The organism is Erysipelothrix piscisicarius (assembly GCF_003931795.1).
GTDB classification, from domain to species: Bacteria; Bacillota_I; Bacilli_A; order Erysipelotrichales; family Erysipelotrichaceae; genus Erysipelothrix; species Erysipelothrix piscisicarius.
In genome coordinates, this window is sequence record NZ_CP034234.1 from 1,181,613 (window position 1) to 1,200,983 (window position 19,371).

The window sequence follows — 19,371 nt, forward strand, 5'->3', positions numbered from 1 at the left end:
TCATCGTAACGTTTCATAATTGAAGAAATTGCTTCAATTTGTTGATTTTCTTCATCCGTAGCGGATTTAAATGAAGAATTAATAATTAAACGTTTGTAATCACCTTTTCAAAGATTGAAACAACTTTTCTGGTAAGAATGATTCTGGGATTGTTGGTCCTACATATTTTGATATGAAATAACATTTTCAATGCCATCTAACGCTTCGATTTCTAATCATTCGGGTGATTTCGAAATCAGGAACCGTATTCGGAATAACAGCGAAATGTGTTGTTTGCATATTATAATCATCTTTAAGTGTTGTAAGTGCAACCATGGATGTCATATCTTTAGGTAAAGATTCATCAAGGTTATAGTAAACATCATTATTACTTTGGCCAATGTATGCCGGTACAAAAAGGATTGCACCAATTAATACAAAGGTTTTCGCATGACGTGTTACCAATTTAGATAAATGATCAAATTCTGGTAATATGGTGCGATGGCGCCATTTATGAATCGGACCATCGAAGATAAGAATTAATGAAGGTAAGACTGTCAATACAGATAAAACACCTAAGACAACACCTTTAGCCATTACAAATCCAATATCTTTACCAATGGTTAGATTCATAGCACCGATAGCTAAAAATCCTGCAACGGTTGTTAACGAACTCCCTACAATTGACGATGCGGTTGAAGCGTTTGCAGAACCCATTGCGTGTTCTTTATTTGGATTTTTACGTAATTCTTCTTCATAACGATGCAATAAGAAAATTGAATAATCCAAAGTAACGCCCAATTGAAGTACTGCGGCTAAGGATTTGGTTATATATGATATTTGACCAAATATCACGTTTGTTCCAAAGTTATATGCGATTGCATAGCCTATACTTAATAGAATAATAAAGGGTATAATTGTTGACTCTAACGTCATTGCAACCACTAAAGTAGCAAGTAGAACTGCAAGTCCCACATAAATGGGTGTTTGAGCATCAGCAAGCTCCTTCGTGTCTTTAAGTAATGCCGACATCCCACTCAGAAATGAATGGTCATCAAGCATTGATCGTATCTCACCAATTGCTTCATGGGTAAGCGGTGCTGCGTTTCCTTCTTCAAACTTAACGATCAGTAATGTTGAGTTTTCACGGAATAACAAGGATTGAACATCTTCCGGTAGCATTGTTGAGGGAACTGATGTATCTACGAGATCGTCAACCCAAATAACATCTTCAACACCCTTAACCATTTTAATTTTTTCTTTGGTCTTTACGACATCTTTGTTTGTCATATTTTCTATGACTAACATTCCTGTAGAAGCACCACCAAATTCTCGGTCTAATATTTCTTGACCTTTAACCGACTCAGAATCTTTGGGAAGATAAGTTAAAATATCATAATTTATCTTCGTAGAAACTGTGCCGTAAAGCGATGGGATCAATAACAAGGTCGCAATGATTAAAATTATTTTGCGATGTTTTGCAATTGCATCTCCAAACGCTTGGGTAAAACCTTTCTTCACGAAATCATCTCCTAATAATACGTTTTATGGTATCAAACAGGAAAGGTTTCATGGTTTCTAAACTTGAAGGTTCCTCAAGAATGATTGTATTATACGCAATCGAACCGGTAAGTTCGATTACGATGTAAATCGTATGATCGATTTCCGCATCGGATATCCCTACATCTTTTAGGCCTTTCGTAAACATATGATAGATTAGGTTAATCTCTTCATAGTCTTCTTTTGCTCTTTTAAGAACCCCCCATGATAAATTCTTATGAATAAGCTTAAGCAGTAAACGATCTTTTTCTAAAAAATCAAGAATCACGTTTATAAAGAAGATTACTTCATCTTCAAAATGTTCAAATACATTTAAGTGTGTTTCATTCACTGCATAGACTAAGACATCGGAGCTTTTTTTAAAGATAATGCGATCTAAAATATCATACTTATCTTTGAAATAAAGATAAAACGTTCCTTTGCCAACACCTGCATGCTTTGCAATATCGCTGATTAATGTTTCATTAATACCATGACTTGTAAATAAATCATACGCTGCGTTATACAACTTGTTTTCTTTAAGTAACTTGTTTTTCTCAAGTTTAGATACCATATTTCCCTCCTTCGATACAAACTGACCGTTGGTCATTATGTCAGCCGTTTTCTAGTTTAACGCCAAACTGACCATTGGTCAACTTATTTAATTTGATTGTATCGTTTTTATTTTCTCTCAATCTATTATCGCATTATTCGCGCAATAAAAAAACACGGTTTCCCGTGTTAACATGCTGTGTAAGGCAAAAGTTGATCAAGAATAACTAAGTGATCTTTAGAAACCATGATCTCGCATTGTTTATTTTCAGAATTGATTTGTGCAAGCAAGTCACGTGTCTGACCTGAAGGTGCAATAATATCGCCCTTGCTGTTTACGGTCACCATCTTAATAAAATGTGATTGACCGGACTTTAAAGCTTCAGCAATGGCACTCACGCCTGAATTGCAACCTGCCTGAGTTACACTTTGTACTGATATTCCGGTAAATACGGTTCCATCTTTTGATAGCATTGCAGTAGACTCACCATCTAATGATGCGTTGTCGGATAGCGCTACACATCTTGAATTTTGTAGTGCGATTTCAATTAATTCACTGTATTTCATACTTATCTCTCCTATTTCTTCGTAATTCTATCACAACAATTACACAATTAAAAGTGCTTTTGTTAAAATAAATATACATTTTAAAATCCATGAGTTTGTAAATTATTTTAAACTTTTTATTAAATATACATTAAAATAATTCGTTTTCAATTCCTTACTAAAAACTCCAAAAATTTTATGAATTTTCCATTTTTTTTTAAAATAACCCAACAAACTAAAAAAAATCTTTACATTCACCCCAAAATATTTTATATTTGACAAGAAAAAAGGAGAAATACAATGAAGAAACCTTACGAAGATTTTGGATGTAAACTCTTCACAAAAGATGTGATGAGTGAATATTTACCACGTCCTGTTTTTGAACGTTGGCTGAGTGCAATCCAATATAAAGCGAAAATGGATATGGCAAATGCCGAAGCCATTGCTCATGCGATGAAAGTCTGGGCATTGGAGCATGGGGCAACTCATTATTCGCATTGGTTTCATCCCATGACCGGATCGAGCGCTGAGAAACATGATGCCTTCATCGAACCGGATCGAAATGGTAAGCCAATTACGCGATTCTCTGGCAAAACATTAATTAAAGGCGAAACGGATGGATCATCGTTTCCAAATGGCGGTTTAAGACAAACATTTGAAGCGCGTGGCTATACCTATTGGGATGTAACCTCAACCGCATTTATCCGAGGTCATGTTCTGTTTATCCCTTCAATTTTTATTTCCTATCACGGTGAATCTTTAGATGAGAAAGCCCCTCTTTTAAAATCCATGGAGGCCTTAAGTAAGCAAGCCACACGTATCGTCAATCTCTTAGGTGATAAAAGTGTTACAAGTGTTGATGCCATGATTGGACTTGAACAAGAATATTTTTTGGTCAATGCGAAGCATTTTGAAAAACGCGAAGACTTAATATTTACTGGACGTACACTTTTAGGCGAAAATGCTCCGAAAGGTCAGGATTTAGTGGGACACTACTATGGGAATATTCCTTCAAATGTAGTTCATTATATGGAAGATGTGAATGATGAACTTTGGAAATTAGGTGTCTATAGTAAAGTAGAACATAATGAAGTTGCTCCAGCTCAATTTGAAATTGTAACCCACTTTGATAAAGCAAACATTGCGCTCGATCAAAACATGATTGTTATGGAAACATTGCAACGTGTTGCCAAAAAGCATCATTTATCTGCACTTTTACATGAAAAACCATTCAAAAATATCAATGGTTCAGGTAAACATAATAACTGGTCGTTGGTAACCAATACCGGGCATAATCTCTTTGAACCTGGAGAGCGTCCTCATGAAAATATTCGTTTCCTTGTATTCGTATGTGCGCTTGTGGAGGCAGTTGACTCGCACGCAGAATTACTACGCTTTGCAGCCTCCTCTGCAGGAAATGATCATCGTCTCGGCGCATCCGAAGCACCACCCGCAATAATTTCACTCTTTGTAGGTTCTGTTCTTGAGGAAATATTTAAGCAATTGGCCACCTCAAAGAAAATTAATATTGAAAAAGAAGTTCAATATTTTACTCCTCTTACAACACTGAGCGCTGTAACGAAAGATTACTCTGATCGTAACCGTACGTCCCCTTTTGCATTTACTGGAAATAAGTTTGAGTTTAGAATGCCTGGTTCCTCGATTTGTAGTGCTTTTGTGAATACTGTATTGTGTTCAATTATGGCTGAATCGCTTGAACGTATTGCGAATGACTTAGAACAATTCAAGTATATTCAAGATATTCGTGAACATGCCCTTGGACACTGTCAGCGGATCATTAAGGCTCACCATCGAATTATTTTTGATGGCGATGCTTATCACGATAATTGGAAAGAAGAGGCATTACAACGTGGGTTACCAAATCTTGAGCACTATGTAGATTCTATCGCTTCAATGCTCTATCCCAATACAATTGCGCTATTTAAAAATACGGATGTTCTAAGTGAGCGTGAATTAGAAGCGCGTACCATCATCGTGCAGACACGCTTTATCAAAACCATCAACACCGAAGCAAACACATTACTTAAGATGGTAAAACAAGATATTATGCCTGCAATTGTCACCGCTATTAATCACCTATCAACCTCAGACAGTCAAAGCAGTTATATCCAGCGTCAAATCACAAACCTTGAATCAAATCTTGACGCTCTGGATGCGGCCATAATAACGCTTGAAGACAAAATACTATTTGTTCATGAAATCACAGATTTAGAAGAAAAGGCATACGCAATGCATCATCAAATTCGACCAGAATTTGAGACGATACGAACCCTTGTTGATCAAATGGAACGAGTCATCGCGAAATCGCATTATCCCTTCCCTACCTACACCCAATTACTGTTTGAACTTTAACAAAAAAAGGTATTCAATTTTGGAGTTGTCAAACAAAAGTAGACATTAATAAAAGACTAGAAACCCTTATCCATTTTATATTGGATAGGGGTTTTGTAATTTAAACAGTAAGCAGGTCTTTCAAAATTGAAATAATGTACATATTCTTCGATAAAATTTTCAAAGTTATCTACGGACCAGTATTGATAATCACACGCCATTTCTGCTTTAATCCATCCATTTAATGATTCGATAATTGGATTATCTGTAGGTGTTCCAGCTCGCGACATAGATCTAATTATGTTATAATTTTCATGCGCTTTAGCGAAAGCTTTAGAGTGGTAGACAGCTCCTTGATCTGTGTGAAGAATCGTGGAGCTGTTTTTATTATCCTTAAGTAGCGCAAGGAGATCCTCGAGACACTTGTAGTAAGGCTTAGGATCACCAGTTGTACGTGATAATGCAGAACTGATAATTTCATTGTTAAAGGTATCAACCATTAAAGTCCATTCATAATTAATCCCTTTGTTTCGAATATGTGTCATATCTGAAACAATAATTTCTAAAGGTTTGGTTGCCTCCATTGATTCTTTATAATATTAGGATAAATTCGACTTTGTGTTCCAGGTTTTATAGGAATAGTGTTTCACTTTTGATTTAATATTTAAAACTTGCAACACTTGTGGATTAAATTATCGGAAAATTCAATCCTAAATCACTTTACTTTCTCATGACTGCAGCGATATCATGATAACCATAACTTGAAAACGGCGATGCCAGTCTTTAATCACAAAGCTAAGAATCGCTCTTTTGTTCATAAATATTGAGATCATTCTTATGCTTTAACCACTTGTAATAACCAGATCGGTTCAAATTCATAAATCTAAGAATGAACGTAATCGGATGTTTAAAAGATAAGTCATGTGCTATTTGGAATTCTTGTCTTTTAAAGTAACGAACTCCTTGTTTACACCAACTCCTTTCACCTGGTACCCTTTTTTTAATCGTGCAATCTCAATATCTCGTTTTAGAATTTCGAGTTGAAGTCGTTCGATCTCAGTTAATGATTTACTCGTATGAAGCGCAGAAAAATGATTTCCTGTCTTTTTCTTGTTTTTTAAACCCTCTTTACCATCACGCATGAATCGATCAATCCAACCATTAATCGTTCCTTTCGGTATTCCTGTTTCTTGTGATAGTTTCGCAGCACTTATATGTTCATCAATATGACGTGTAACGACTTTAATACGATCCTCATAAGTCCATTTATTATTTAATCCACCTTTGGGTCTTCCCATCATTAATACCTCCGTTTTATCTCTGATTTTATTATTACACAAAAAAGTAGACAAGTCTTTTTTACTTGTCTACTTTTAGTTTACTACTCCACAATTTGAATACCTTTTTCTTATTATGAATTGTACTTATAATGATCCATAAATGCATCTAACGTTTCTCTTTGAGCTTCAATTTGCTTATAAATTCGAGCAATCTCTTCTTCAAAGTCATTCTTAGTTGCAGTAGTTTCAGTAACCTTTGGAGTTGGTGCAAAGTTTGCGATCGGATCAACAACAGGATCTTGAATATTCATATGTTGAATACGAGTCCGTTCTTGCAAGGCATCATGAGATGGGTTTGTAAAATTAACACGTCCCATTAATGCTTCCATTTCTTTTTGCATATTCTGTAGTTTCTGAAAGAGTTGATTGATTTGGGTGTCTTTTTCATCGATAATCCGTTCAAAGTCTTGTCTGGGTTGCCCTTGAAACGTTTGTGTATCTAATCGTTCTTTAAGACGACGCACCTCATCGTTCAATCCTTTACGAACCTGATATTTGTCAATCATTTCTTGCTTAAGTTCTTCTTGCAATTGTGCAATTTCTTGTTTTAAAAGTGCACGTTCTTGATCGAATGTAAAAGATGGAGCATTGTTTACTTCTGCTTCCAAACGATTAATGATCATATCTTTCTTTTGCAGTAATTGATCATATTGTGTACGGATATCTTCTACACGTTGCATAATATTTGGTTGTAATTGAACTTGTTCAAGTTGTTGTGTTAAATTTTGAATTTTTTCTTGCAACAACATTACGGTCTCATCTTTTTCAGATGTCATCAGTTCAAGTTTTTTAGTTAAAAATTCAACTTCATTGGTTAATGTTTCAACTGCCAAATCATCTTGATTGTTCATCGCTTCCACAGCATCATTAAGTTCTTGGATTTTGGCTTCAAGAGTCTTAATTTCCTCTTCTTTCTCATCAAGGACATTTTGTGTATGTTCAATTGATTCCTGTTGCTCATCAATAGTACCTTGTTGATCCATGAGTCGGGCTTCAAATGCTTCGCGTTGCGTTTCAAGTGATTCGACCATACGAGCAGCTTCTTGTAGTGCATTATTGCGTTCAAGAATCATATCTTCTTTTTGATCGATTAAAGCCATAAAGTTTTCTTCTTGAGCTTGATACTCTTCTAAAATTTTCATGGTACGCGCAATTTCTGAATCTTTTTCAGCCAGTTTTGTTTCCATAACTAACATTTGCTCACGTAATTCATGGACTTCCGCATTGCTTGTCTCAAGTTCAATTTCTTTTTGTTTTAAAAGACGAACACTTTCTTCAAGTGCACGGTTCTTTTCTTGAAGACTTGCTTCAAGTTGATCAAGATATTGTTCAACTTTGATATTCTCTTCTTCATTTTCTTTCACTTGTTGGGTTAAAACGGATACTTCACCATGTGCACGTTCTAACTGTTCCTGGAGTGATTGATAGTGAGAAGATATTTTATCTAACTCTTCTTGTAATTCTCCACTAACGGCTTTATATTGATTTAATTCAGTTGAGAATTGTTGTTCTTGATGTTTAATATTCTCAGCTAATTCTTCATTTAAACCTTTAATGCGTTTGTACTCTTCTTCAATTTCAATCATTTTCGATTCCGCATCGGTAAATTGTGATTTAAGTAATGCGTTTTCTTGTGAAAGTGACGCTTTTTCAAGCAACATTTCTTTAATTTGAAATTCGAGGTTTCCTTGCATTTGTGAAACACTCTGTTCAATTTGTTCTACATATGCTTCTACACTACCGCGTGTATAGCCTCCGAAAAGTGTCTTTTTGAATTTATTTGATGATTCTTCGAGCTCATCATCTTCATCATCCTCGATGTCATTTGACGCATCAAATGTCGGCATGGCAAAGTCGTTTGATTTTGAATCATCACCAAAACTCATATCAAAAAAATCGTTCATCTTATCCCTCCTTCATAATTAATTCATGGAATGTAATATCACTTAGTGACGTTACAATTTCAGGTGACGCTTCAATTAGATGACGTGCACCCTTTACTTTTCTACCCAGACGCCAAGGTTTTATTATTTCATGGTCAATAATATTAAAGTCTTTATCTAAGTAGATTACGCAAATGTCAAACTTCATAAAACAAGTGTGAACACGAGCACAATGAAGAAATAACATCCCTTGATCTTCATTGATTTCTTTTCTTAACATCAAACCTTTAAAACGTGTTCCAAAGTTTGATGCAATCTCGAGGTTTTTTATCATTAGCGGCCTCCCAATGCTTCAATAATCGTCGGCACAGCAGGACCGAGCAGAATAATAAAGATAACAGGAAAATAAAGAGCACCATTGGAATCAAAATCTTAACTGGAATTTTCGCAGCACGCTCTTCAACATCTTGACGATGTGAAGTACGAATCATTTGCGATTGACTCATCAATACATTTTGAAGTGAGATCCCAAGTTCGTCCGCTTGAATGATTGCGTTGGTAAAGGCTTTTACCTCTTCAATTTCAGTTCGTTCGGATAGTCGGTTTAATGCCTCTTTACGAGGTTTCCCCAACATAATTTCACGCTGACATATACGAAACTCATCAATCAACGGTCCTTCAGCTTTGGTTGTAACATGTCCGAGTGCTTGGTCAAAACTCAAACCAGCAACAACCGAAACACTTAAAATATCCATAACTTCAGGCAATTGTCCTTTGATAACTTTTTTACGTTTTGTTATCTTTCCCTCTAGTGAATAACGACGATATACGTATCCACCAGCCATTCCCATCAACATATACATAATTCGAGAAAATCCGCGTTGATGGGATGTAATTGCGAAATAAAGTCCTACCACCCCAAAACCGACAATAATGATTACGTTCATTGCCCGATAATCTTTTGGGTCGGTGGTAATTCCCGCTTTAAGCAAACGATCTGCGAGTTTTAGCTGCGATTCTGCTTTAACCGGTAACATTGTTGATACGGCATGAACCAATTTATCAACAATAGGTTGTAAGAAACGTTCTTGGAACGTTTTATCTAAAATGTCATCAGAACCATGTTTTTGTGTACTTGAATTCTTTGTTTCGTCGAGTCGCTTTTTAATCACAAGTGCTTTACCTGTTAATACACTCATTACGAAATCTACGAAGACATACGCAAAGATTGCTCCCGTAATAGCTTTTATCATGAATTCCTCCTACATCTCAATATTTGTTATTTTTTTGATCATAGCATAACCCATAATTTCAAGGGTTGCACTAACACCGAGCAGTGCATAACCAAACGGCGTGGTAAACACAGGCTCCATATATTCTTTATTAACCATCGAAATTAAGACTAAAACAACAATCGGAAGTCCCGCAATAACTTTTGCAGATGCATCCCCTTGTGCAGTAAGCGCCTTAATATTTTTTTGAATGGTAATACGTTCTCGAATTGCTTCACCGATATTATCCAAAACATCCGCAAGGTTTCCCCCTACTTGACGCTGAATGCTAACGGCGGTGTTCATCAATTTCATTTCTTCAGATTCCATGCGTGTCGAAACTGCGGCAAGTGATTTTTCAATGTTCTCGCCCAATTCAACTTCACGGCAAACTTTTAGAAATTCAGGTCCAATTGGATCTGGTAAATCTTTTGCTATACTTGCAAGAGCTTGCTCAAAGGTAAATCCGGCACGCAAACTGTTTGAGAGAATCAATAAGGCATCCCCTAACTGTTGGCTAAATTTACCGATACGTTGTTTACGTTTCACCTTGATATACATTGGCGGACCTACAAGAGCAGCTACAAATGCAAAGAGCGTCACAATCATTCCTTTATCTAATGCAACACATATAACAACTGAAAACGCAGCGAGACCCAACCACATCTTTAGAAATTCATCAGGTCGTAAGTTAATGCCAGCCATTAAAAGATTATCTTTTAACTTTTCAGGAACTTCAATACTGATGGATTGTTTCTCTTTCTTTTGATCTTTTTTTGATTTTTTTGAATATCCGTATAAACTTTGTTTTTCAATTAAGTCAAGACGGTCTTTCAACATAATGAAGCGATGATAAATCAAATTTAATACAAATTGCAAGACAACAAGCGTAATATAACTAAGGCATGCTGCCATAATGATCCACATTATTTTTGGAACCACTCATCTTTCACAAGGATACCATTCGCTTCTAATGTATCAATGATGTATGGACGAATTCCTGTTGGCATAAATTTACCTTTAACTTTACCAGCAGCATCATAGCCCTCTTGTTTGAAAACAAAGATGTCTTGAAGGGTTACAATTTCTCCCTCCATACCTGTAACTTCGGTGATCGATACAACTTTACGTGATCCATCACGAAGACGCGTTTGTTGAACAATAATATTAATCGCAGAAGCAATTTGTTCACGAATCGCTTTAATCGGCAAGTCCATTCCCGACATCATAACCATGGTTTCAAGACGTGAAACCATATCACGAGGTGTATTGGCGTGACCTGTCGCTAAAGAACCATCATGACCAGTATTCATCGCTTGTAACATGTCCAAGGCTTCTCCCGAACGAACCTCACCGATAATAATACGGTCAGGACGCATCCGTAAGGAGTTCTTTACCATGTCACGAATCGTTACCGCACCTTTACCTTCAACGTTAGCAGGGCGTGCTTCAAGGGTAATAACATGATTTTGCATCAACTGAATTTCAGCCGCATCTTCAATGGTTACGATACGTTCCGTTTCAGGAATAAAACTGGATAAAACGTTCAATAATGTGGTTTTCCCAGAACCAGTACCTCCAGAAACCACAACATTACAACGTCCCTTAACACAGGCTTCTAGAAATGCAGCCATCCCAAATGATATTGAATTAAAACCAATTAAGTCACTAATTTGAAGTGGTGTCGAATTAAACTTACGAATCGTAATTGTAGGGCCACTTAACGCTACCGGAGGTACAATGGCATTAACACGCGAACCATCCGGTAACCGCGCATCTACCATTGGGTTTGCTTCATCACAACGTCGACCCAAGGGTGAAACAATCCGGTTAATAATTTGAGCTACGTGAGCATCATCTCTAAAGAAGACGTTGGATAACTCAAGACGACCCTTACGTTCAATATAAACGGTATTTGGACCGTTAACCATGATTTCAGAAATATCTTCATCCCGAATCAAAACTTCTAAAGGTCCCAACCCAGTAACATCATCAAATATTTCTTGAATAAGCTGTTCGCGTTTTGCTTTAGTCATGGCTTCTGCACGTTGGGTTAAACATTCTGTAATAATTTCACGAACATCAATGCCTTCTTTATCGCCGTGATTATCTTGAATGCGTGCATTATACGAATCAATAGTTTCACGGTGAATAATAGCTTTTAAATCTTTAAATTGGTCAACTTGAGGTTCGGCATCAACTTCAAATACACCAGGCATAAACGCTAGTCCATCACCGGAGCCGCCACCTTCAGTTGCTTTAGCACGTTCTAAGCGTTCTGATAACTTCATTATTTACCACCTTTTTTTCGTTTACCTTTTTGCTTTAGCAGGTTTTCTTTAGGTTTTGGTAAGAATTTCGCAAGCAGTCCAGCAGGTCCCGCTTCTTGTTCATCAGGTGAATCAGATTGATCAATTTCATCCGCCATAACTTGATATGCCTTTGCGACACCCGATAATGGAGAATCAATCGCGATCGGTTTCCCTTGATTCAGTGCATCGATGGATGATTTTAAATCATAAGGAACGGTGTGCCATAATGGGAACTCCAAGACGCGTGAAACATCTTTAGGTTTTACACGACCCGGTTCTTCTTTTGCGACTACCAATTTAATTTTTTCATTACCTGCTAGTGAGGTTACAATCGACAAGCCTTTTTTCGTTCGTCGTAATGTTGGAATATCCATTCCGGTTACATAAATAATTGTTGATGAGAGATCAAAACATGACAAGTTAATGTTGTTAAATCCCATACTTGTATCAATAATCAAGTAATCATAATAGGAACGAAGTGAAGATACGATTTTTTCAATTTGAGAAACTGAAATGTTATCCGCAAATTCAGGACTGTTCGGTGCCGCAAGCACATTCACACCGGAAGGGTGAACAGCCATATATTTTCGGATGGTATCAACGTTTGGACTCGCCTGTTCTTGTAACAATTCTGCAAGGGTGTCTTTGGTCTCGATACGCATTGCTGTAGCGACTTCACCAAATTCTAGATCAAAGTCTAAAATCGCTACTTTTAATTTCTTTTGCGCAAGTTTAACCGCTAAGTTCATGGCAACGGTTGTACGACCAACACCACCCTTTGAACTGAATACTGTAATAACTTTTGATTTCCAGTTATTGGTTGAACTGTTCTCAAGCGCAATCAGTCGAGATGACTCATTACTGTGAATTCCTTTTAATTGCTGTATTAACGTTGAACGATCAATTTGCATTGGCAGGATATAATGAACACCTGTTTGCATTACCTTTTGCATCGTTTCACTTGTATATTCTTGAGTAAGAACTACAGGTACAGATTTAGGACGTAATAAATATATTTGTTGACAAACACGTTGCAGAATACTTTCATGAGAAGAATAAATTAGAACAATATCTGGTTTTGTTTTTGAGATATCATCTAAGACTTTGTTCTCATCGTTTGATTTACCTACGATGCGGATTTCGTCATCTTGTAGCATTGGAAAGAGTCGTTGAGCGACACTATCTTCAGCAAATACTAAAACTTTTAACTCCATCTAATTCTCCTTCTCTATTTCAATAAATCGCCTGTAATAACACCAGGAACTTTATCAACCTTGTCATGATCATGACTTCTTAAGATTGCACGGTTTGTACCTACGGATTCCGAAACCGCCAATTTCAACGCATCTTCTGCTGAAACAGCAAGTGTTACCGTCGTATACATTTTATCCGCTACTTTTTTATCATCAGGTAAGGTTTCTTGATCAATCGCAAGAACTTCCTTATTTTGTAAAAGGAGCACTGCTTTTTTCTCTTTTAAACCAAGTACAGGAATGCGTTCTTTACCATCAACTGCAGTCTCAACTGATCCAGCATACAACTGAGGATAGTTTTTCTTCAAATAATCATATTTTTGAAGTGTATCTTCTGGCAAGTCACTATCTAATACAGTGATAATATCAATTTTATTTCCGACACGGATTAATCCTTGCATCCCATATTGACCCTCAAGTTTAACAGTATAAGCACGCATATTGTCCGTAAGAACAGTACTTAACCCACTTGATCCTTGACCTACAACTTCAACCTTTTCTCCGGTAAACATATCGCCAACAGACATCTTCGTCGTTGTAACTTTTCCTACAACACGTTCCGCATCCGCAAAAGCACCTTCAGGTGCAGCGTCTTTATGAACATTTTTAACTTCTACCATATCTTGAGTAATACGAGTTTGTGCTGTAAGGGGTTTAAGCGCTACAACAACTTGCGTTAAATCTTTCTTCGGTATTTCCTTTTTTAAACCTTGGATTGGGTTCATTAACGCTAAAAGAAATACCCCTGCAGCTACAACCACAGAAATTAATTTATTCTTATCCAAAGTAATTCCTCTTTCTTAATATTAATAAACACCATTAATGGTTGGAGTACGACCATCCCAAATCGGTTGTTGATCTGTAAAGTTTTGCCATACAGGTAATTCAACTTTGATTGGGAACTCATCAATTCCAAGGGCTTTTAAAGTTGTCGTTTTATAAACATCACGCAATATAATTGTCCCTGTAAGACTAATCATATAGTTACCATTGGGTGACATACCACGCTGTTCATTCCAAACCAACTCAAATTGACTTGGATCAATACCATTTCTCTTTAAGATTTCATGTGCATTATCCAATGCAATTTGTTGTCCTTGTTGTGAGTGTAACATTTCTTCAGTAATATCCAGTCGCGCTTCACGCACTAAATATGCTACTTCTGTTAATTTATCTTTCTTACTCATTGCTAAAACAACATCTGTTGAAAGTGCAACACATCCCAATAGAAACATTAAAATAAATGCAAACATTATAAGAATATTTCCATCTTCTTCATTTTTAAAATTTACCACTGCTGATTCTTACCCCCTACTAACTCAATTCTTCTAATTTTATAAAGATTATTTTTTAATTCAACACCATCTTTGAGAAATGGCTTTGAGAAAGGAGTAATCGGGTAGACTTTGTATTTTACATCCGACGCTATTTCCATTGTCGTTGTTTTAAATTTACTGTTCGCACGGTCTTTATCCGTACCATCTGGGACACCATAATTAAATTCACGTTTTCCAGCAAGAACGGCAATCCGACTGTTTTCAATCGTTACACGACTTACATCAATCGGTGCACCCTTTTCTTCAATATTTTTTTCATACATATCACGAATATGGGTGTTTGCCCAACCCCCGTCAACAATATAACTTTGGTTAGTATGTAATGCATGTTTTTGTTGAGGACCGAGATCCAATTGAATCGCCATTTTACGTAACGAATAGTCAAATTGAACTTTATTGTAAACAACCCAGCTCACATCAATTAAAAAACAAACAATCAATAGAAAAAGTGGCAGCACAATCGCAAATTCTACCATTGCCTGACCTTTTTCTTTTTTTGATTTATTGACCAACTTTGACATTAGCATCACCATCGCCTCCTAAGTATATTAAACCACTGTACGTTTCAGTTAGACGAAGTGTCTCACCCATTACCTGTTTTGTAATATACATTGAGAAAGGAACATCATAAGTAGTTGTTACGGTTACATAACGTATATCAGTTCTGTTTTTATGTCCGATAAAGCCACCATCATTTACACTCCAAATTTTCCGTGTAAAATCACGATGTTCAATATCCGATAAATCAATTTCATATTTTAAGCGTTTAGGGTCAAGTGTACCGTTATTGTTAATAAGTGTTTCAATCGTCTTTTCTTTACTGCTAAATCGGGATTGATCTTTTACACCACCCGTTGCACCACCTTCGTCGTACAATACCGCAACCTTTTGAATTTCACTGGTTAGATATTGCAAATTGACCTTTGCATGCACCGCTTTACCAACGTCCATGATCAAAGCAAGCATAATTATAAGAATAGGAAGGATTAAAGCAAATTCCGTAACACTTTGACCACTTTCACCTTTAAGTTTTTTTATCATATTCACTCCTTAAAGCGACAAATAAAGGGGATGAAAAATCATCCCCTCGGAACTATCCAAGCCGGATAGAGATTATAAACTATTTAAAGTTAAAGTATCACTTGCGCGATACTTTAACAATTTATAAATGCGTGTTAAGACTAAGCGCCTCTACCTGCTTGTAATTCTTTACCTACGTTTTCGAAGATTCCTTTTAGGTTTGTACCTAAAGTTTTCATAACAACGATAACTACTACTGAAACAAGAACTAAGATAAGTCCGTATTCAACCATACCTTGTCCTGATTCTTCATTTAATAACCAGTTTTTCATAATTTTCTCCTCATTTTTCTTCCCTAGTTTATTTTAGGGACTAGATCAGCGACTGTTTCAAACATCGTTTTTACATAACCACTCCCAATGGATTGGAGTACCACTACAGTAACTACCGAAACCAATACAAGAATAAGTCCGTATTCAACCATGCCTTGTCCAGACTCCTCGTCCATAAATTCATTTACGGTTATCATAACTATCTCCTAACATCCTAACAGAACACTGCAAATCAACATACTGATGACTGGGTAATACAGCGCGAATAAAGCACCGCCCATTAATTGTGTACACATGGGGAATGTACTACCGATGTACATCGTTTTATTATAAAAACCAATAACAATGTAAATTAACAAGCAAAGTACGATACCTATTAGAAATGTTAGAATATTAGGTAATCCCAACATAAATGATAATGCAATTGCAAGCTTTATATCGCCTGCTCCCACACCGAGACTTCCAGAGAATGCTTTTGTCAAGAAGGCTGTAGCAAAGAACAGAATACCTGTTAATAGCATTGCTATAAGTCCAGTTGACAATCCATGAAATCCATTTGATGCAAACTGATAAACAACTCCAATAACAAGGATACTAAGGACCATCTCATTTGGAATTATTCGAATACGTTGATCGATTCGAATACCATAAACTGCTAAGAAAGCAATTATGGAAATAACAGTTGCTTCAAAGAATCCGAATGATGTATATGCAACTAAAGTAGCTGCACCGACATAAATGCCATTCATCAATGCGTCATGCGCATCTTCTGGACGAAAGACCTTATAGATCTTATTGTTACGATTTTGTTTACAAGCAACTGTATCTTTCACAAATCTTGAAATGTTGTATCCTAGTGTAAAAAATAAAGCTGTTAGAACAATATAAACAATAATATTCACTATAGAATCTCCTCATCACCGACATAGATAGTATATGACGATACGCGCACGCTATCTACCAATATTTTGACGTGAATTTCACAAAATTTTAACCATTTACCCATCTTTGTTGTAGAGTACGCATTATTTGTCATGATATTTGTAAATAATTGTATTAAATGTGAAAAAAGTAAAAAAGATACCGTAATTTGGTATCTTTTTATATCTTATTTAACTTAATGAGACTTATATTCAACAAGCTCTGATTGAATGTGTAATCTAATTCACCGTCAAGTTCCAAATATTTAACCTTCATTCTTGGATTTGACTGTTGACGTATGTAATCACGTTCTTCTGGCGTGAGATTTGAAATCCCTGTATCCTCAATCCAGTTCTGACAGAAATAAGCATTCTTATAATCTAAATAACGTTCCGTCATCTTGTAACGACCGTTTATGCTTTCAATTTTAAAATTAACCTTGCGCTCATAATCAGAACCACTGTTTCGATCCTTTGCGTCAACACGTCGATAAGACTCATAATAATTTGAATATACAATAATGGCGTAATCGTGATGATTTCGAGTGACGATATACCCCTCTCCATAATCAACCACCGTACCAAATAATTCTTGAAGGAATTTAAGCACGTAAAATGGCATCCGCTCAACACGGAGATGGTTGTAGAAACTTGAGTAGGACATCGGAAGCATTTCTTGCTGCGTTCTCCCAAGGATATTCCAAGATGAAAAGTAAAAATCCCCTAAATTTAGCTGAAGTAAAATAGGCAGGAACAAAAGATTATAGAACGGGTTATCAAAAGAATCGTTCCATCGGTAATCATCGTCTACCGCATAATTAAATGACGCTGCAACAATATGACGTCCTAATCGGTCTGCTGGTAAATTACTTCGAATCGCTTGATTAATCTCACGAATGTCATTAAGAATTTTCGGTAGTAATTGATCACTGCCAAAATCATTATTCGTAAAATTTAAATCGCACGTGTAAAATGCTGGATCAATATTCATACCTGCAATCATTTCAAGATACTCATGATGAATTTCTCGCGTATCATTATCGAAGCTCCCCAGATACAAACCCCAACGGACTTTTTCTTGGTCAAACTTTTCTTGAAGTACATTTACAAAAGAATGGATGCATTCTTTAAACATTGGTCTTCGTGCATGATCACTTACAGCATCATTGATTGTAGGAAAGTACAATTCATAACCCCATTCACGAAGTTTTGAATTACTAATAATTAATGATGCTTCATCCAATGCCTTTTGCATTCCAACGACTGCGTGACTCATTTCGTTTAAACTCGCTCCTTCTTGCAACAAAGCATTAAAGGTTACGAAATCAAGTCTTAAAACGGGAACAATATCAAATTCCGAAAAAACAGTAAAGATATTGTAGATTTCAAACGAGGAAAAGTCACGAAGTGCTCCAGATTTCGTTTGCAACTTAAATACACCATCTAAGAATGCAAGTTTAATCTTGACTGTTTTAAATTTAAAATGTCCCAACGTTTCACGCAATTCTGCAATACTCAAGAAATCACGATCAACAACACAATCCAAATCCACAACGACTCCCCATGCATTCCGGAAATGACCTTTAATAAAATTTGGATTAATTCGCGCTTCTAACGCCTTAATCGGTTCGTTTTCCAATTGACTGGGTCCTTTCGTCCCCACCTCTAAGAAATAACGCACCTTCGAATCTGCTGCATATGGATACTCTAAAGATGCAATATAATCCGTTGTATACTGTTTTCTAAATTGAGTTGGTGATAAGCCGAAAACTTTTTGGAAATCTCGACCTAATGCTTTGATGTCTAAAAACCCACAATGATTTGAAATCTCTGTCATTGTTAAATCTGTATTGATAAGACAGTCAACAGCGTAATTGATACGATTTACTCTAAAGTACTCACTAACATTAACACCTGTAATCTTCTTAAACATTCTTGATAGATAAGCACCGCTGGCATTATATTCATCCGCAAGTCCTTCTAACGTAATTTTTTCATTCTTCGCATCTGCATATTTTTCAGTAATATCAATAACGATTGATTCAATTGAATCTGTTGTCTGAATGGTTCGCTTTTGATTCATTACAAACAGTTTGATGGAATCAACGACTTCTTTAACGGCATGATAGCTATTTTCAAACGTTACTTCACCGGCATCTTTTTGACCGTATAAGTGACGAATGGATGCGATAAGACGCACTTTATTTCTTTGGTCTTTAATGGTACTATCAATACTTACCTTTTGCGATAAGTTAAACTGTTCTTCTGCAAACGACGCATCAATTTGTGTTACAAGAATTAGATTATCGCGACTGTTTGCATAAAAGCAATGCGCTCGATTCGGCTCAAGAATATAAACATCACCCTCATTTAGATTTAAATACGAACCCTTAACGCGAAGCCCAATCATGCCCTTAACAACATAAATGACCTCAAACGCCTTGTTCGCCTCAAATTCCTTACCATCGATTTGTTTCAAAAACGTACGGTACGGTAAATTTCTTCTAACAACAACTACTCCATTATTCATAGCAATACCTGCGAGTGAGCAGGATTCTGATTTTTTGATATGTATAGTATTCATGGTATGGTTCTCCCTTGCACATTGTCATCAAAAAGAATCACAATACATCCCTAGAATGCTTGTGATTGCCTCTTTCTTTGATAAGCATTACCCATACTTATTCAACTCAAAGATCGTATTTTTGTTTATATCTTTTCTTGATCGAATACAA

20 protein-coding genes are annotated in these 19,371 nt (G+C 36.3%); 1 reads left to right on the top strand and 19 read right to left on the bottom strand.

Annotated features, from left to right (window positions below):
- Positions 1-186: 186 nt before the first annotated feature.
- From EEI45_RS09365 to EEI45_RS05930, 3 genes are all read right to left on the bottom strand, one after another.
- Entirely contained in the window at positions 187-1,500 is a 1,314-nt protein-coding gene (locus tag EEI45_RS09365; RefSeq protein WP_228410249.1) for an efflux RND transporter permease subunit, read from the bottom strand.
- 4 nt (positions 1,501-1,504) lie between these two features.
- A complete protein-coding gene (locus EEI45_RS05925) occupies positions 1,505-2,092 on the bottom strand; it encodes a TetR/AcrR family transcriptional regulator (RefSeq protein ID WP_125164519.1) in 588 nt (195 codons plus the stop codon).
- A 167-nt stretch (positions 2,093-2,259) separates the two neighbouring features.
- Positions 2,260-2,637, bottom strand: coding sequence for a cytidine/deoxycytidylate deaminase family protein (locus EEI45_RS05930; protein WP_125164520.1), 378 nt, complete (start codon positions 2,635-2,637; stop codon positions 2,260-2,262).
- 279 nt (positions 2,638-2,916) lie between these two features.
- Here EEI45_RS05930 and EEI45_RS05935 point away from each other — a divergent pair, with 279 nt between their 5' ends.
- On the top strand, positions 2,917-4,989 hold the full coding sequence (locus tag EEI45_RS05935; RefSeq protein WP_125164521.1) for a glutamine synthetase III: 2,073 nt from the start codon (positions 2,917-2,919) through the stop codon (positions 4,987-4,989).
- A gap of 56 nt (positions 4,990-5,045) precedes the next feature.
- On the opposite strand, the gene EEI45_RS05940 is transcribed toward EEI45_RS05935, so the two are convergent.
- The 16 genes from EEI45_RS05940 to EEI45_RS06015 form a co-directional block, all read right to left on the bottom strand.
- Positions 5,046-5,552, bottom strand: coding sequence for a DDE-type integrase/transposase/recombinase (locus EEI45_RS05940; protein ID WP_228410250.1), 507 nt, complete (start codon positions 5,550-5,552; stop codon positions 5,046-5,048).
- A 342-nt stretch (positions 5,553-5,894) separates the two neighbouring features.
- A complete protein-coding gene (locus EEI45_RS05945) occupies positions 5,895-6,269 on the bottom strand; it encodes a helix-turn-helix domain-containing protein (RefSeq protein WP_181950053.1) in 375 nt (124 codons plus the stop codon).
- 110 nt (positions 6,270-6,379) lie between these two features.
- Positions 6,380-8,212: a hypothetical protein gene (locus EEI45_RS05950; protein ID WP_125164522.1), complete on the bottom strand. Its 1,833-nt coding sequence runs from the start codon at positions 8,210-8,212 to the stop codon at positions 6,380-6,382.
- 1 nt (position 8,213) lies between these two features.
- Positions 8,214-8,525 carry a DUF192 domain-containing protein gene (locus EEI45_RS05955; protein WP_125164523.1) on the bottom strand — a complete coding sequence of 104 codons (312 nt, stop codon included), beginning with the start codon at positions 8,523-8,525 and terminating at the stop codon, positions 8,214-8,216.
- A complete protein-coding gene (locus tag EEI45_RS05960; RefSeq protein ID WP_228410251.1) occupies positions 8,479-9,444 on the bottom strand; it encodes a type II secretion system F family protein in 966 nt (321 codons plus the stop codon). The genes EEI45_RS05955 and EEI45_RS05960 overlap by 47 nt, the downstream gene beginning before the upstream one ends.
- Before the next feature lie 9 nt (positions 9,445-9,453).
- A complete protein-coding gene (locus EEI45_RS05965) occupies positions 9,454-10,389 on the bottom strand; it encodes a type II secretion system F family protein (protein WP_228410252.1) in 936 nt (311 codons plus the stop codon).
- Entirely contained in the window at positions 10,389-11,753 is a 1,365-nt protein-coding gene (locus tag EEI45_RS05970) for a CpaF family protein (RefSeq protein ID WP_125164524.1), read from the bottom strand. The genes EEI45_RS05965 and EEI45_RS05970 overlap by 1 nt, the downstream gene beginning before the upstream one ends.
- Entirely contained in the window at positions 11,753-12,988 is a 1,236-nt protein-coding gene (locus tag EEI45_RS05975; RefSeq protein ID WP_125164525.1) for an AAA family ATPase, read from the bottom strand. Before EEI45_RS05975 ends, EEI45_RS05970 begins: the two co-directional genes overlap by 1 nt.
- A 14-nt stretch (positions 12,989-13,002) precedes the next feature.
- Positions 13,003-13,812, bottom strand: coding sequence for a Flp pilus assembly protein CpaB (cpaB, locus tag EEI45_RS05980; protein WP_125164526.1), 810 nt, complete (start codon positions 13,810-13,812; stop codon positions 13,003-13,005).
- Positions 13,813-13,833: 21 nt separating this feature from the next.
- Entirely contained in the window at positions 13,834-14,322 is a 489-nt protein-coding gene (locus tag EEI45_RS05985) for a hypothetical protein (protein WP_125164527.1), read from the bottom strand.
- On the bottom strand, positions 14,316-14,891 hold the full coding sequence (locus tag EEI45_RS05990; RefSeq protein ID WP_125164528.1) for a TadE family protein: 576 nt from the start codon (positions 14,889-14,891) through the stop codon (positions 14,316-14,318). Before EEI45_RS05990 ends, EEI45_RS05985 begins: the two co-directional genes overlap by 7 nt.
- On the bottom strand, positions 14,866-15,405 hold the full coding sequence (locus EEI45_RS05995; protein WP_125164529.1) for a TadE/TadG family type IV pilus assembly protein: 540 nt from the start codon (positions 15,403-15,405) through the stop codon (positions 14,866-14,868). Before EEI45_RS05995 ends, EEI45_RS05990 begins: the two co-directional genes overlap by 26 nt.
- 140 nt (positions 15,406-15,545) lie before the next feature.
- On the bottom strand, positions 15,546-15,716 hold the full coding sequence (locus EEI45_RS06000) for a Flp family type IVb pilin (RefSeq protein WP_125164530.1): 171 nt from the start codon (positions 15,714-15,716) through the stop codon (positions 15,546-15,548).
- Between the two features lie 23 nt (positions 15,717-15,739).
- Positions 15,740-15,913, bottom strand: a complete 174-nt coding sequence (locus EEI45_RS06005; protein ID WP_125164531.1) for a Flp family type IVb pilin — start codon at positions 15,911-15,913, stop codon at positions 15,740-15,742.
- Positions 15,914-15,922: 9 nt separating this feature from the next.
- On the bottom strand, positions 15,923-16,618 hold the full coding sequence (locus EEI45_RS06010) for a prepilin peptidase (protein ID WP_125164532.1): 696 nt from the start codon (positions 16,616-16,618) through the stop codon (positions 15,923-15,925).
- Positions 16,619-16,817: 199 nt separating this feature from the next.
- Entirely contained in the window at positions 16,818-19,220 is a 2,403-nt protein-coding gene (locus tag EEI45_RS06015) for an AraC family transcriptional regulator (protein WP_125164533.1), read from the bottom strand.
- Between the last annotated feature and the right edge of the window lie 151 nt (positions 19,221-19,371).

Excerpts from the sequence above, each read along its gene's own strand:
- EEI45_RS05930 (WP_125164520.1), bottom strand. The coding sequence starts at position 2,637 with ATGAAATACAGTGAATTAATTGAAATCGCACTACAAAATTCAAGATGT.
- EEI45_RS06000 (WP_125164530.1), bottom strand. The coding sequence starts at position 15,716 with ATGAAAAACTGGTTATTAAATGAAGAATCAGGACAAGGTATGGTTGAA.
- EEI45_RS05990 (WP_125164528.1), bottom strand. The coding sequence starts at position 14,891 with ATGCTAATGTCAAAGTTGGTCAATAAATCAAAAAAAGAAAAAGGTCAG.
- EEI45_RS05925 (WP_125164519.1), bottom strand. The coding sequence starts at position 2,092 with ATGGTATCTAAACTTGAGAAAAACAAGTTACTTAAAGAAAACAAGTTG.
- EEI45_RS05945 (WP_181950053.1), bottom strand. The coding sequence starts at position 6,269 with ATGATGGGAAGACCCAAAGGTGGATTAAATAATAAATGGACTTATGAG.
- EEI45_RS05970 (WP_125164524.1), bottom strand. The coding sequence starts at position 11,753 with ATGAAGTTATCAGAACGCTTAGAACGTGCTAAAGCAACTGAAGGTGGC.
- EEI45_RS05955 (WP_125164523.1), bottom strand. The coding sequence starts at position 8,525 with ATGATAAAAAACCTCGAGATTGCATCAAACTTTGGAACACGTTTTAAA.
- EEI45_RS05965 (WP_228410252.1), bottom strand. The coding sequence starts at position 10,389 with ATGTGGATCATTATGGCAGCATGCCTTAGTTATATTACGCTTGTTGTC.
- EEI45_RS06015 (WP_125164533.1), bottom strand. The coding sequence starts at position 19,220 with ATGAATACTATACATATCAAAAAATCAGAATCCTGCTCACTCGCAGGT.
- EEI45_RS05975 (WP_125164525.1), bottom strand. The coding sequence starts at position 12,988 with ATGGAGTTAAAAGTTTTAGTATTTGCTGAAGATAGTGTCGCTCAACGA.
- EEI45_RS05950 (WP_125164522.1), bottom strand. The coding sequence starts at position 8,212 with ATGAACGATTTTTTTGATATGAGTTTTGGTGATGATTCAAAATCAAAC.
- EEI45_RS06005 (WP_125164531.1), bottom strand. The coding sequence starts at position 15,913 with ATGATAACCGTAAATGAATTTATGGACGAGGAGTCTGGACAAGGCATG.
- EEI45_RS05995 (WP_125164529.1), bottom strand. The coding sequence starts at position 15,405 with ATGATAAAAAAACTTAAAGGTGAAAGTGGTCAAAGTGTTACGGAATTT.
- EEI45_RS05960 (WP_228410251.1), bottom strand. The coding sequence starts at position 9,444 with ATGATAAAAGCTATTACGGGAGCAATCTTTGCGTATGTCTTCGTAGAT.
- EEI45_RS05935 (WP_125164521.1), top strand. The coding sequence starts at position 2,917 with ATGAAGAAACCTTACGAAGATTTTGGATGTAAACTCTTCACAAAAGAT.
- EEI45_RS05940 (WP_228410250.1), bottom strand. The coding sequence starts at position 5,552 with ATGGAGGCAACCAAACCTTTAGAAATTATTGTTTCAGATATGACACAT.